Annotated in this window: 9 protein-coding genes and 2 pseudogenes; 4 read left to right on the forward strand and 7 right to left on the reverse strand. The window is 70.2% G+C overall.

Annotation, left to right across the window (positions count from 1 at the left end; genetic code table 11):
• Window positions 1-37: 37 nt before the first annotated feature.
• A complete protein-coding gene (locus ACFVWW_RS19865; RefSeq protein ID WP_386877594.1) occupies window positions 38-2,281 on the reverse strand; it encodes an MMPL family transporter in 2,244 nt (747 codons plus the stop codon).
• Window positions 2,282-2,425: 144 nt separating this feature from the next.
• Between ACFVWW_RS19865 and ACFVWW_RS19870 the strand changes: the two genes are divergently transcribed.
• Window positions 2,426-3,154: a TetR family transcriptional regulator gene (locus ACFVWW_RS19870; protein WP_386877595.1), complete on the forward strand. Its 729-nt coding sequence runs from the start codon at window positions 2,426-2,428 to the stop codon at window positions 3,152-3,154.
• A gap of 148 nt (window positions 3,155-3,302) precedes the next feature.
• Entirely contained in the window at window positions 3,303-3,614 is a 312-nt protein-coding gene (locus ACFVWW_RS19875; RefSeq protein WP_386877596.1) for a heavy-metal-associated domain-containing protein, read from the forward strand.
• A 504-nt stretch (window positions 3,615-4,118) separates the two neighbouring features.
• Here ACFVWW_RS19875 and ACFVWW_RS19880 read toward each other — a convergent pair.
• The 3 genes and pseudogenes from ACFVWW_RS19880 to ACFVWW_RS19890 form a co-directional block, all read right to left on the reverse strand.
• Window positions 4,119-5,417 carry a citrate synthase gene (locus ACFVWW_RS19880; protein WP_384191839.1) on the reverse strand — a complete coding sequence of 433 codons (1,299 nt, stop codon included), beginning with the start codon at window positions 5,415-5,417 and terminating at the stop codon, window positions 4,119-4,121.
• 247 nt (window positions 5,418-5,664) lie between these two features.
• On the reverse strand, window positions 5,665-7,872 hold the full coding sequence (locus ACFVWW_RS19885; RefSeq protein WP_384191842.1) for an ATP-dependent RecD-like DNA helicase: 2,208 nt from the start codon (window positions 7,870-7,872) through the stop codon (window positions 5,665-5,667).
• A gap of 280 nt (window positions 7,873-8,152) precedes the next feature.
• Window positions 8,153-8,401, reverse strand: a pseudogene (locus ACFVWW_RS19890) (MFS transporter); the annotation flags it as partial.
• A 47-nt stretch (window positions 8,402-8,448) separates the two neighbouring features.
• Here ACFVWW_RS19890 and ACFVWW_RS19895 point away from each other — a divergent pair.
• Window positions 8,449-8,664, forward strand: a pseudogene (locus tag ACFVWW_RS19895) (helix-turn-helix domain-containing protein); the annotation flags it as partial.
• A 24-nt stretch (window positions 8,665-8,688) separates the two neighbouring features.
• Here ACFVWW_RS19895 and ACFVWW_RS19900 read toward each other — a convergent pair.
• From ACFVWW_RS19900 to ACFVWW_RS19910, 3 genes are read right to left on the reverse strand one after another with little or no spacing between them, the layout of a single operon-like run.
• A complete protein-coding gene (locus tag ACFVWW_RS19900) occupies window positions 8,689-9,480 on the reverse strand; it encodes a sugar phosphate isomerase/epimerase family protein (RefSeq protein WP_386877729.1) in 792 nt (263 codons plus the stop codon).
• Window positions 9,481-9,524: 44 nt separating this feature from the next.
• Complete coding sequence (locus ACFVWW_RS19905; protein ID WP_386877597.1) at window positions 9,525-10,685, reverse strand: dihydrodipicolinate synthase family protein; 1,161 nt, start codon at window positions 10,683-10,685, stop codon at window positions 9,525-9,527.
• Window positions 10,682-11,833: a Gfo/Idh/MocA family protein gene (locus ACFVWW_RS19910; protein WP_386877598.1), complete on the reverse strand. Its 1,152-nt coding sequence runs from the start codon at window positions 11,831-11,833 to the stop codon at window positions 10,682-10,684. The genes ACFVWW_RS19905 and ACFVWW_RS19910 overlap by 4 nt, the downstream gene beginning before the upstream one ends.
• 153 nt (window positions 11,834-11,986) lie before the next feature.
• Here ACFVWW_RS19910 and ACFVWW_RS19915 point away from each other — a divergent pair, with 153 nt between their 5' ends.
• Window positions 11,987-13,051: a LacI family DNA-binding transcriptional regulator gene (locus ACFVWW_RS19915; RefSeq protein ID WP_386877599.1), complete on the forward strand. Its 1,065-nt coding sequence runs from the start codon at window positions 11,987-11,989 to the stop codon at window positions 13,049-13,051.
• Window positions 13,052-13,087 lie beyond the last annotated feature (36 nt).

Genomic DNA, 13,087 nt, shown 5'->3' on the forward strand with positions numbered 1-13,087 from the left:
CCGCCGTGCCCGCCGTGCCCGCCGTGCCCGTCGGCCGTCAGACGCCCACCGTGTCCCGGTCCCGGGCAGGTGGCTCCGCGTGCCCCTCGGCGGCCGACTTCGACTCGCCCTCGCTCAGCCCGAACCGTTCGTGGAAGCGGCGCAGCGGAGCCGGGGCCCACCAGGTCGCCTTCCCCGTCAGCTTCATCACCGCGGGGACCAGCAGACTGCGCACCACCATCGCGTCCATGATCACGGCAAGCGCGATACCGAGGCCCAGCATCTTGGTGTTGGTCACCCGCGAGGTGCCGATGCCCACCATGACCACCGCGAGGATCAAGGCGGCGGCGGTGATCAGCCCTCCCGTGCGCCGCAGGCCGAATGCCACCGCCTGCTCATGGTCACCGCCGCGGTCGTACTCCTCCTTGATCCGGGAGAGCAGAAAGACGCCGTAGTCCATGGAGAGCCCGAAGGCGACACAGAACATCAGGACCGGCAGGGTCGTCTCGATATCGCCGGTGGCCGTGAAGGAGAGCAGTCCGGAGAGATGGCCGTCCTGGAAGACCCAGACCACCGCGCCGAACATCGCCGTGAGACTCAGCGCGTTGAGCACGACCGCCTGGACCGGTATCAGCACGCTCCCGGTGAGCAGGAAGACCAGCAGCAGGGTCACCACCACGATGATGGCCGCCGCCCAGGGCAGCCGGTCCGCGATGGAGTCCTTGGAGTCGACCAGCACGGCGGCGGAGCCGGTCACCGACGTGTCGAACGCGGCCGGTTCCGCGCGGATCTCCCGGACGACCCGCTGGGCGTCCTCTCCGACCGCTTCTCCCTTGGCCAGCACGGTGAAGTAGGCGTGCTCTCCGGAGGTGACAGGGCCGTCGACCCTCAGCACCCCGGGAAGGCCGGATATCCGGCTGCGGTAGTCGGCGTACTCGGCGGGCGTGGCAGCAGTCTCCGCGAACACCTCGAGGCCGCCGCTGGGGCTGCCGGGGAAGCCGTCCCGTATGTTCTCCTGGACCACGCGGGACTCGGCGCCCGACGGCAGCTGGCGGTGGTCGGCCGTACCGAACTGGGCCCCCAGGAACGGCAGCCCGAGCAGCACGAGCCCGGCCGTCGTGGCGAAGGCGAAGAGCGGGGCCCGGCGCATCACCAGCGCCGCCGTCCGCCCCCAGCCGGCCCCCTCCTCCGCAGAGGCGCCGGCCGCCGTGGAGCGGTCCGCCGCACCGGACGTACGCCGTCGGCGCAGCAGGCGCCGCAGGTCCAGCGCGTTGACCCGGTGGCCCAGCAGCATCAGCGCGGCCGGCAGCAGAATCAGTGCGGCGGCCGCGGCCAGCAGCACCACCGCGATCCCGGCATAGGCGAAGGACCGCAGGAAGTACTGCGGGAAGACCAGCATCGCGGCCAGCGACACCGCCACGGTCAGCGCGGAGAACAGCACCGTCCGCCCGGCGGTGCGCAGCGTGACCCCCACGGCGTCCCGCACCTCGGCGCCTTCGGCCAGCTCCTCGCGGAATCTGCGCACGATGAACAGGGCGTAGTCGACGGCCAGTCCGAGCCCGAGCGCCGTGGTGAGGTTCTGCGCGAAGACCGAGACATCGGTGAGCTCGGTGATCCCGCGCAGCACCGCGTTGGTCCCCAGGATGGCGACGATCCCTGGGCCCAGGGGCAGCAGGGCGGCGACCGCGCTGCCGAACACCATCACCAGCAGCACCAGCGTGACCGGCAGGGCGATCAGCTCGGCCCGCAGCAGATCCTCCTGGATAATGCTCTGCATCTCGTGCCGCACGGCGATGGGCCCGCCGACCGAGACCTCCACCGGCCCCTGGGCTCCGCGGAATTCGGGCGCTATCCGGTCCAGGACCTCGGCGGCGGTCTTCTCGTCGCCCTCGATCCTCGCCGCGATCAGCGCCTCGCGTCCGTCCTCGGCGCGCAGCGCGGGGTCCTTCGTCTGCCAGTACGACCCGACGCCCGTGACCCCCTTCTCGGCCATGAGCCGGTCGCTGAGCCGCCCGGCCTCGGCGGCCACGGCCGGGTCGTCCACGCTCAGGCGCCCGCTGTCGACGAGCAGCAGCAGATTCGGCTGGGAGGCGGGGAACTCCCGCTCCATGGCCTTCGTCGCATACGTCGACTCGGCGTCCGGATCCTCCCAGCCACCGCTGCCCATGCGGTCGGCGACACCGCTCCCGGCGAACACGGCGAGCGCCGTGATCACCAGCGCGACCAGCAGAGAAAGCCTCGGGCGCGCGGTGACGAACCGGGTCCATCCCCCGACGCGCGGTCCAGTATTGACTTCGGACATGGTGCGGTGTCCCCTTCACCGAGACCCGTGGCATGGGTCGGCCATCGCCATAGAATGGCAAACGCGAGTCATCGCTCGCATAACTTAAGAATGCGAGCGACCTCTCGCATTTGTCAACCGATCCAGGAAAGCCGGGGGATTCATATGCCGGACGCGAAGCGCGACAGCGGCGAGGTCACGGAGAGCGGCACCCCGGTCTCCGCTCCCGCCCCGGCGCCGGCGGCGCCGAAACCTCGCCGCCGCCAGGCCCGCGGCGAGCGCCGCATCGCCCAGCTCCTCGAAGCGGCGGCCCATGTCTTCTGCACCACCGGCTACACCGGCGCGAGCACCAACTCCATCGCCAAGGAGGCCGGCGTCTCTCCCGGCACGCTCTACCAGTTCTTCCCGAACAAGGAGGCCATCGCCGTCGAGCTGGGCGACCAGCTCCTGCGGCGCTGGCGCGACACCTACGGCCAGGCGTTCCTGCCGGCCCATCTCGAACTGCCGCTGGACCAGCTGCTGGACGCCGTCCTCGACCCGCTGATCGAGTTCAACTGCGAGAATCCGGCCTTCGCCGTCCTGATGCACGGCTCCGAGATCCCCGGCCAGGTCACCCAGGAGCATGACGCCCTGCACTCCTCCATGCTCACCCGCATGGAGGACATACTCGGCAGCTACCTCCCCGCGGCGCCGCAGGCCGATCTCACCCGGATCGCCAGCACGGTCTTCACCGTGTTCAAGGCGGGCCTGGACCTCATCCTCAGCCGCGAGGGCGCCGAGCAGGCCGCGTACACCGCCGAGCTGAAGACCGTCATCTACCGCTATCTGCGGCCCCTCGTCGGGGACACGGAACGGTGCGCCGACCGCACCGGCGCGGACAGTCCGGCCGGCTGAGCGACGCGCGTCCCGGGACGCGCGTCCCGGGACGTTCCTTTCATACCCCCTAGGGGTATAATCTGAAGCTGTCAGGCGGTCGCGGCGTCCTCGCGACCCCTGGCGCATCGTGGATTCTTATGCCGAAGCGCCCGAAGAGGAGAACGCCATGACCACCGAGACGAAGACCCAGCCCGCCGAGGCCACCGGTTCCTGCTGCTCACCCACCGGCTCCTGCCACGACGGCGCGAGCGACGTCCAGGTGGGCCAGGTCACCACCGTCTACCAGGTCACCGGCATGACCTGCGGGCACTGCGAGGGCGCCGTCTCCGGCGAGATCTCCGCGATCGAGGGCGTCACCTCGGTGCAGGCCGTGGCCGCCACCGGACAGGTAACCGTCGTCTCCCGGGCCCCGCTGGACGAGACCGCCGTACGCGCCGCCGTCGACGAGGCGGGGTACGAACTGACCGGCCAGGCCTGACCGAGCCGATCCGCAGCGGTCCGCGGCGATCCCGAGGCAGGTCAGAGGCGGTCCGGCGGCCGTTACCAATTCTTTGCGCCCGCGGTCCTTCACATGAGCCACAAGTCCTTCACAAAGAGATCTAGATCACATAGATTGAGGGGTAACCATCCGGGCAGCTCGCGTGTCTAAGAGGACGATGCCAGAGAACGTCTTGGGGGACGTTCATGAGATGTCTTGGGGGACATCTCAGGCAAGCGATTGGCCGGGGCACGTGCACCGGGGAGCTTTGAGCGGCCCTCCCGTACGTACCCCGGTCAGACCGCGCGAGGAGCTTCTGCTGGTAACGGCAGGTGCCCGCCCAGACGCCCGGCCCGGATCCCGTGGGGGGAATCCGCTCCGGGGATATGGAAAGCGCCCCGTTCGTCAACCCGTGGGGGGATTGGCGGCGGGGCGCTTTTCGGCTCCGTACGGGCGTTGTGCGAGCCGTACAAGCAGTCCTGCGGGCGCGGAGTGCGCGAAGGGTCAGCGGGACTCGACCGGGACGAAGTCGCGCAGGACCTCGCCGGTGTAGATCTGGCGCGGACGGCCGATGCGGGAACCGGGCTCCTTGATCATCTCGTGCCACTGCGCGATCCAGCCGGGCAGCCGGCCGATGGCGAACAGCACGGTGAACATCTCGGTCGGGAAGCCCATGGCCCGGTAGATCAGACCGGTGTAGAAGTCCACGTTCGGGTAGAGCTTGCGCTCGACGAAGTAGTCGTCGGCCAGCGCGTGCTCTTCGAGCTTGAGCGCGATGTCGAGAAGCTCGTCGGACTTGCCGAGCGCCGAGAGGACGTCGTGCGCCGCCGCCTTGATGATCTTCGCCCGGGGGTCGAAGTTCTTGTAGACGCGGTGCCCGAAGCCCATGAGCTTCACGCCGTCTTCCTTGTTCTTCACCTTGCGGATGAAGGTGTCGACATCGCCGCCGGAGGCCTGGATGCCTTCGAGCATCTCCAGCACCGACTGGTTGGCGCCCCCGTGCAGCGGGCCCCACAGGGCGCTGATGCCGGCGGAGATCGAGGCGAACATGTTCGCCTGCGAGGAGCCGACCAGACGCACGGTGGAGGTCGAGCAGTTCTGCTCGTGGTCCGCGTGCAGGATCAGCAGCTTGTCGAGCGCGGAGACCACGACCGGGTCCGGCACGTACTCCTGCGCAGGCACCGAGAAGGTCATGCGCAGGAAGTTCTCGACGTACCCGAGGTCGTTGCGCGGGTAGACGAAGGGGTGGCCGATCGACTTCTTGTAGGCGTACGCCGCGATCGTCGGCAGCTTGGCGAGCAGCCGGATCGTGGAGAGATGGCGCTGCTTCTCGTCGAACGGGTTGTGGCTGTCCTGGTAGAACGTGGACAGCGCGCTCACCACGGAGGACAGCATCGCCATCGGGTGCGCGTCGCGCGGGAAGCCGTCATAGAAGCGCTTGACGTCCTCGTGCAGCAGCGTGTGCTGCGTGATCTCGTTCTTGAACGAGGCGAGTTCGTCGACCGTCGGCAGCTCGCCGTTGATCAGCAGATACGCCACCTCGACAAAGCTGGACCGCTCGGCCAGCTGTTCGATCGGATAGCCGCGGTAGCGCAGGATGCCCTGCTCGCCGTCGAGGTAGGTGATCGCGGACTTGTAGGCGGCGGTATTGCCGTAGCCACTGTCCAGGGTCACCAGACCGGTCTGAGAACGGAGCTTCCCGATGTCGAAGCCCGTATCGCCGACGGTGCTGTCGATCACCGGGTAGGTGTACTCGCCGTCGCCGTACCGCAGTACTACCGCGTTGTCGCGTTTCTCGCTCACGTCATCCCTCACCGACGTAGTGCCTCTTCTTCGAGGTGCCCTGACTGTCTCTACCATCCCCCATTTGGCTCAGGAGAGTGCACTCGGGGTCGGCCATTAGGCCGATTCGCGGCACTCAGTGCCGCCAACCTGCTCATCCTGCCCCCTTCGCCCCGGTTAAGAAAGTCCCCGGCGCCGTTTCGCGGCCGTCCCCGGGCCCAGCACCGCGCTCCCCCGCGCCCTCATCCGCCGCCCGCGCACGCCACCCTCACCCTCCGGACGTGAGCCGGTGGTCGACGGCGGTGAAGCGTCTGCCGGCGGAAACCGTACGGACCGCCTGGCCTATGGCCTTGCGGGAGCCGACCAGCACCACAAGCTTCTTGGCGCGCGTGACGGCCGTGTACAGCAGATTCCGCTGGAGCATCATCCAGGCACCGGTGGTGACCGGAATGACCACGGCCGGATACTCACTGCCCTGGGAGCGGTGGATGGTCACGGCGTACGCGTGCGCCAGCTCGTCCAGCTCGTCGAAGTCGTACGGCACTTCTTCGTCCTCGTCCGTCAGCACCGTCAGCCGCTGGTCGTCCAGGTTGAGCGAGGTGACCACCCCGACCGTGCCGTTGAAGACTCCATTCTCCCCCTTCTCGTAGTTGTTGCGGATCTGGGTGACCTTGTCCCCCACCCGGAAGACCCGGCCGCCCAGCCGCTTCTCGGGAAGCTCGGGCCTGGCGGGCGTGATGGCCTCCTGGAGCAGGCCGTTCAGCGCGCCCGCGCCCGCCGGGCCGCGGTGCATCGGCGCCAGGACCTGCACGTCCCGCCGCGGGTCCAGACCGAATCTGGCGGGAATCCGCCGGGCCGCGACATCGACCGTGACCCGGCCGGCGTCCTCCGTCTCCTCCTCGACGAAGAGGAAGAAGTCGGCGAGGCCCTGCGTGATGGGCTGCACCCCGGAGTTGATGCGGTGGGCGTTGGTGACCACACCCGACTGCTGGGCCTGCCGGAAGATCCGGGTGAGCCGGACCCTCGGCACAGGACCGCCCTCGGCGAGCAGATCACGCAGCACCTCGCCCGCCCCGACCGAGGGGAGCTGGTCCACATCCCCCACCAGCAGTAGATGCGCGCCCGGCGCGACCGCCTTCACCAGCTTGTTGGCCAGCAGCAGATCCAGCATCGACGCCTCGTCCACCACCACCAGATCGGCGTCCAGCGGCCGGTCCCGGTCGTACGCCGCGTCCCCGCCCGGTCTCAGCTCCAGCAGCCGGTGCACGGTGGACGCCTCGGCGCCGGTCAGCTCGGCGAGCCGCTTGGCCGCCCGCCCGGTGGGGGCCGCCAGCACCACCTTGGCCTTCTTGGCCCGCGCCAGCTCCACGATCGAGCGGACCGTGAAGGACTTTCCACAGCCGGGACCGCCGGTCAGGACGGCGACCTTCTCGGTGAGCGCGAGCCGGACCGCCTGCTGCTGCTCGGGGGCCAGCTCGGCGCCCGTACGCCCGGCCAGCCAGGTGAGCGCCTTGTCCCAGGCCACGTCCCGGAAGGCCGGCATCCGGTCCTCCCCCGTGCGCAGCAGCCGCAGCAGCTGGGCGGAGAGGGACAGCTCGGCGCGGTGGAAGGGGACCAGATAGACCGCGGTGACCGGCTCGCCGCCGTCCGGTCCTGGCACCTTCTCCCGGACGACCCCCTCGTCGTCCCCGGCCAGCTCGGCGAGGCACTCGATGACCAGCCCCGTGTCGACCTGGAGCAGCTTCACGGCGTCCGCGATGAGCTGCTCCTCGGGCAGGTAGCAGTGGCCCTGGTCGGTGGACTGGGACAGGGCGTACTGGATTCCCGCCTTGACCCGCTCAGGGCTGTCGTGCGGGATGCCGACGGCCTGGGCGATGCGGTCGGCGGTGAGAAAGCCGATGCCCCAGACGTCGGCCGCCAGGCGGTACGGCTCGTTCTTGACGACCGAGATCGAGGCGTCGCCGTACTTCTTGTAGATGCGGACGGCGATGGAGGTGGAGACGCCCACGCCCTGCAGGAAGACCATGACCTCCTTGATGGCCTTCTGCTCCTCCCAGGCGGCGGCGATGAGCTTCGTCCGCTTGGGGCCGAGGCCCGGGACCTCGACCAGTCTCTTGGGCTCCTCCTCAATGACGTCGAGGGTGTCGAGGCCGAAGTGCTCGACGATCCGGTCGGCGATCCTGGGGCCGATGCCCTTGATCAGTCCGGAGCCGAGATAGCGGCGGATGCCCTGGATCGTGGCCGGCAGGACCGTGGTGTAGTTCTCCACCGTGAACTGTTTGCCGTACTGGGGGTGCGAGGCCCAGCGGCCCTCCATACGCAGTGACTCGCCCGGCTGCGCGCCGAGCAACGAGCCGACCACAGTGAGGAGATCGGCGCCGCGGCCGGTGTCGACCCGGGCGACCGTGTAGCCGTTCTCCTCGTTGGCGTACGTGATCCGCTCGAGAACGGCTTCGAGCACTGCTGGATTGGACATGCCCCGACGCTACCGCCGGGCTCGGACATCACGGCGGCCCTGTGGACAACTCCGGCTTCGCGCCGAGCCCGACGCCGTTTTCGCCGACGCCACCGCCGACGCCGTCGGAAAGCCGTCGGCGGTGCGCCGGAAACGACATAGGGGCCCGGTCCGATGGACCGGGCCCCGCGCGCTCCCCCCTCCAGCAGAGCCTTCCGAATCCCCCCGGATCGTTCCCCCGAAGGCCCTGGTGACGTATACGACTCGCGTCACCGCGGAAGGGTTGCACGCTTCCGCTGAGTTATTTTCTCGCGGCCCCGGCCGGACGCCCCCGGACGACCAGAGCCATCAGCGCGGCCGTCGCGCAGAGCGCGCCGGAGGCCACCCAGACCGGGTCGTACGTCCCGAAGATGTCCCGTACGGCGCCGCCCAGACCGGCCATCAGCCCGGCGCCCAGCTGGTGGGCGGCGTTGACCCAGCCGAAGACGATCGCGCCGTCCGCGCCGTGGAACTCCCGGCAGAGCGCGATCACCGGCGGCACGGTCGCCACGTCCAGCAGCGCGCCACTTCCGTGAGGAGGTCGGGCTCTCCCCCGCGCAATGGCTGATCCACCGGCGTGTCGAGCGCGCCTGCCAGCTGTTGGAGGAGAGCGACCTTCCGGTCGACCGGGTGGCGGCCAACGCGGGTTTCGGTACGGCGGTTTCGCTGCGGCACCACCTTCAGGCGGCCACGGGGGTGACGCTGACCGCGTACCGCAGGACGTTCCGCGGCCCGTCCGCGCCCGGCACCAGTGCCGGGGCCGCTCAGTCGTAAGTCATACGAGCGGCCCCCGGCCTCCTAGAGCGCGTGCCTCACATACCGCTGCGCGACCTCCGCGAGCAGTTCCACGCCGTCCCTCGCCCACAGTTCGTCGTTGAACAGCTCCACCTCGATCGGGCCCGGGTAGCCCGCCGCGTCCACCCGTTCCCGCCAGGCACGCAGATCGATCGCACCGTCCCCGAGCTGGCCCCGGCCGTTCAGTACCCCGGCCGGCAGGGGTGTCGTCCAGTCGGCCAGCTGGAACGAGAAGATCCTTCCGGCCGCGCGGGCCACAGCGGCGGGCGCGCGGTCGTCCCACCAGATGTGGTACGTGTCGACGACCACCCCGACCTGCTCGGCGGGGAAGCGTTCCGCCAGTTCGAGGGCCTGGTCGAGGGTGGAGACCACACAGCGGTCCGCCGCGAACATCGGGTGCAGCGGCTCGATCGCCAGGCGTACGCCCCGCTCCGCCGCGTACGGCGCGAGGTCGGCCAGCGCGTCGGCGACGCGTTCGCGTGCGGCGTGCAGATCCCGGCTGCCCGGCGGGAGCCCGCCGGACACCAGGACCAGGGTGTCCGTGCCCAGCGCCGCCGCCTCGTCGATCGCCGCGCGGTTGTCGGCCAGTGCCTCGGCCCGCGCGCCGGGGTCGACGGCGGTGAGGAAGCCGCCGCGGCAGAGCGTCGTGACGGCGAGCCCGGCGTCCCGTACGAGCTTGGCCGCGGCCTCGACTCCGTACGCCTGGACGGGTTCGCGCCACAGGCCCACGCCCCGGACCCCGAGACGTACGCAGGCCTCGGTCAGCTCGGGCAGGGTCAGCTGCTTGACCGTCATCTGGTTGATGCTGAAGCGCGCCAGGTCGGTCGCGGGCCGGTCGGTCACTGGTCGACTCCGTACACGCTGAGCAGGGATGCCATCCGGGCCTCGGCCACCGCCGGGTCGAGGAACAGACCGAGGCCGTCGGCCAGTTCGTACGCCTTCGCCAGATGCGGCAGTGAGCGGGCCGACTGGAGCCCGCCGACCATCGTGAAGTGGTCCTGGTGACCGGCCAGCCAGGCGAGGAGGACCACGCCTGTCTTGTAGAAGCGGGTGGGCGCCTGGAAGAGATGGCGGGACAGTTCGACGGTGGGGTCGAGCAGTTCCCTGAAGCCCTTCACATCACCGGTGTCCAGGACGCGTACGGCGTGCGCCGCCGACGGCCCCAGCGGGTCGAAAATGCCGAGCAGCGCGTGGCTGAAGCCCTGTTCGTCGCCCGCGATCAGCTCGGGGTAGTTGAAGTCGTCGCCCGTGTAGCAGCGCACTCCGTCCGGCAGCCGGCGGCGCAGCTCGATCTCGCGCCGGGCGTCGAGCAGGGAGACCTTGATCCCGTCGACCTTGTCCGGGTGTGCGGAGATGACCTGGAGGAAGGTCTCGGTGGCCGCGTCGAGATCCGTACTGCCCCAGTAGCCGTCCAGCGCGGGGTCGAACATCGGGCCGAGCCAGTGCAGCACGACCGGTTCCGCTGCCTGCCGCAGGAGGTGGCCGTAGACGCCGAGGTAGTCGTCGGGGGTCGTGGCGGCCGCCGCGAGGGCGCGGGAGGCCATCAGGATGGCCTGCGAGCCGGTCTCCTCGACGAGCGCCAGCTGTTCTTCGTAGGCCGCGCGGACCTCGGCCAGGGAGTGCGTGCCCGCCGCGAGTTGGTCGGTGCCCACCCCGCACGCGATCCGTCCGCCGACCGCTTTCGCCTCGGCGCCGGAGCGGCGGATCAGCTCCGCCGCGCCCGCCCAGTCCAGGCCCATGCCACGCTGCGCGGTGTCCATGGCCTCCGCGACGCCGAGGCCGTGCGACCACAGGTGCCTGCGGAAGGCGAGGGTGGCGTCCCAGTCGACGGCGGCCGGCGCGTCGGGGGAGGTGTCGGCGTACGGGTCGGCGACGACATGGGCGGCGGAGAAGACCGTACGGGAGACCAGGGGAGGTCCGCCCGCGCAGAAGCCGACGGGCTCGGAGCGGGGCGTGTACGTATGCACTCCGCCGCCCGGGGAAGGGAGCCGGAGGGTCACAGCGTCAGCTCCGGTACGTCGAAGCGGCGGCCCTCCGCCGAGGACCGCAGGCCCAGCTCGGCCAGTTGCACACCGCGCGCGCCCGCGAGCAGATCCCACTGGTACGGCTCGTCCAGCGCGACATGGCGCAGGAACAGTTCCCACTGCGCCTTGAAGCCGTTGTCGAACTCGGAGTTGTCCGGCACCTCCTGCCACTGGTCGCGGAAGGACTCGGTGGCGGGCAGATCGGGGTTCCAGACCGGCTTGGGCGTGGCACTGCGGTGCTGCACCCGGCAGCGGCGCAGGCCCGCGACGGCCGAGCCGTGTGTGCCGTCGACCTGGAATTCGACCAGCTCGTCGCGGTTGACCCGGACCGTCCAGGAGGAGTTGATCTGGGCGACCGCGCCGCCGGCCAGCTCGAAGATGCCGTACGCGGCGTCGTCCGCGGTCGCGGCGTACGGCTTGCCCTGCTCGTCCCAGCGCCGCGGGACGTGCGTGGTGATGTGCGCCTGGACGCTGGTGACGCGCCCGAACAGCTCGTGCAGGACGTACTCCCAGTGCGGGAACATGTCGACGGTGATGCCGCCGCCGTCCTCGGCGCGGTAGTTCCAGGAGGGGCGCTGCGGCTCCTGCCAGTCGCCCTCGAAGACCCAGTAGCCGAACTCTCCCCGTACGGAGAGGATCTCGCCGAAGAAGCCACCGTCGATGAGGCGCTTCAGCTTGAGCAGGCCCGGCAGGAAGATCTTGTCCTGGACGACGCCGTGCTTGATCCCGGCGCTCGTGGCGAGGCGGGCCAGGTCGAGGGCGCCGTCGAGATCGGTCGCGGTCGGCTTCTCCGTGTAGATGTGCTTGCCGGCGGCGATGGCCTTCTTGATGGCTTCGACGCGGGCGGAGGTCACCTGGGCGTCGAAGTAGATGTCGACCGTGTCGTCCGCCAGCACGGCGTCGAGGTCGGTCGACCACTCGGTGAGGTCGTGCCGTTCTGCGATCGACCGGAGAGCGTGATCGCGGCGGCCGACGAGAACGGGCTCGGGCCACAGCACCTCGCCGTCCCCGAGATCCAGTCCGCCCTGTTCGCGGATCGCGAGGACGGAACGCAGCAGATGCTGCCGGTACCCCATCCGCCCCGTGACGCCGTTCATGGCGATCCGCACTGTCCTGCGTGTCACGAAGTTCCCTCCATACAGCCGTAGCAAGCGCTTTCTATGCGGTATGAAGCTAGCCTGCGAACAGCGGCCTGGACAAGAGCCCCGGACAAGAGCAGGGGCCGCGATCCCGCGATCTCCCTCGCAGATCCCCCTCGTACTCCTCGGAGGAAAGCGATGACAGTCACCCTGGCGGATGTGGCGGCCCGCGCCCGGGTGTCACCCGCCACCGTCTCCCGCGTGCTGAACGGCAACTACCCGGTCGCCACCTCCACCCGGGAACGTGTGCTGCGGGCGGTGGACGAGCTGGACTACGTACTGAACGGGCCCGCCAGCTCACTCGCCGCCGCCACCTCGGATCTGGTCGGCATCCTCGTCAACGACATCGCGGACCCGTTCTTCGGGATCATGGCCGGGGCGGCGCAGACCGAGATCGGCGGACAGGAGGGCAGCGGCCGGGCGGGCGGCGAGAAGCTCGCCGTCGTCTGCAACACGGGCGGCTCGCCCGAGCGGGAGCTGACCTACCTCACCCTGCTCCAGCGCCAGCGGGCGGCGGCGGTCGTGCTGACCGGCGGGGCGCTCGAAGACCCGGCCCATATCTCCGCGATGGGAGCCAAGCTGGCGAAACTCGCGGACGCGGGAACCCGGGTGGTGCTGTGCGGGCGTCCGCCGCTGCCGGACAGTGAGGCGATCGTGGCCGCGCTGGCCTTCGACAACCGCGGTGGGGCGCGGCGGCTGACGGAGCATCTGCTCGCGCTCGGCCATCGCGGGATCGGCTATGTCGCGGGGCCGGTGGAGCGGACGACGACCCGGCACCGGCTGGAGGGGCACCGGGCGGCGCTGAAGGCCGCCGGGCTGTCCAAGGGCCAGGAGCTGCTGACCGTGCACGGCCCGTACACCCGCCGCTCCGGGTACGAGGCGACGCTGGAACTGCTGCGCCGCGCGCCGGATCTGACGGCCGTGGTCGCCGCCAACGACACGGTGGCGCTGGGGGCCTGCGCCGCGGTACGTGACCAGGGGCTGCGCATTCCGCAGGACATCTCGGTGGCGGGCTTCGACGATCTGCCGTTCTCGGTGGACGCGGTGCCGGCGCTGACGACCGTACGGCTGCCGCTGTACGAGGCGGGGGCGCGGGCGGGCCGGCTGGCGATGGGCACGGAGGCGCCGCCGCCGGGCGGGATCGCCACGATCGCGGCGGAACTGATGGCGCGGGCGTCGACGGCGCCGCCGCGGACGGATTGACCCTTGCCCGATGTCACCACCCCGGCGTACCGTTGA

It is taken from the genome of Streptomyces sp. NPDC058198, assembly GCF_042882605.1.
Classification (GTDB): domain Bacteria; phylum Actinomycetota; class Actinomycetes; order Streptomycetales; family Streptomycetaceae; genus Streptomyces.

Excerpts from the sequence above, each read along its gene's own strand:
- ACFVWW_RS19885 (WP_384191842.1), bottom strand. The coding sequence starts at position 7,872 with ATGTCCAATCCAGCAGTGCTCGAAGCCGTTCTCGAGCGGATCACGTAC.
- ACFVWW_RS19915 (WP_386877599.1), top strand. The coding sequence starts at position 11,987 with ATGACAGTCACCCTGGCGGATGTGGCGGCCCGCGCCCGGGTGTCACCC.
- ACFVWW_RS19875 (WP_386877596.1), top strand. The coding sequence starts at position 3,303 with ATGACCACCGAGACGAAGACCCAGCCCGCCGAGGCCACCGGTTCCTGC.
- ACFVWW_RS19865 (WP_386877594.1), bottom strand. The coding sequence starts at position 2,281 with ATGTCCGAAGTCAATACTGGACCGCGCGTCGGGGGATGGACCCGGTTC.
- ACFVWW_RS19900 (WP_386877729.1), bottom strand. The coding sequence starts at position 9,480 with ATGACGGTCAAGCAGCTGACCCTGCCCGAGCTGACCGAGGCCTGCGTA.
- ACFVWW_RS19870 (WP_386877595.1), top strand. The coding sequence starts at position 2,426 with ATGCCGGACGCGAAGCGCGACAGCGGCGAGGTCACGGAGAGCGGCACC.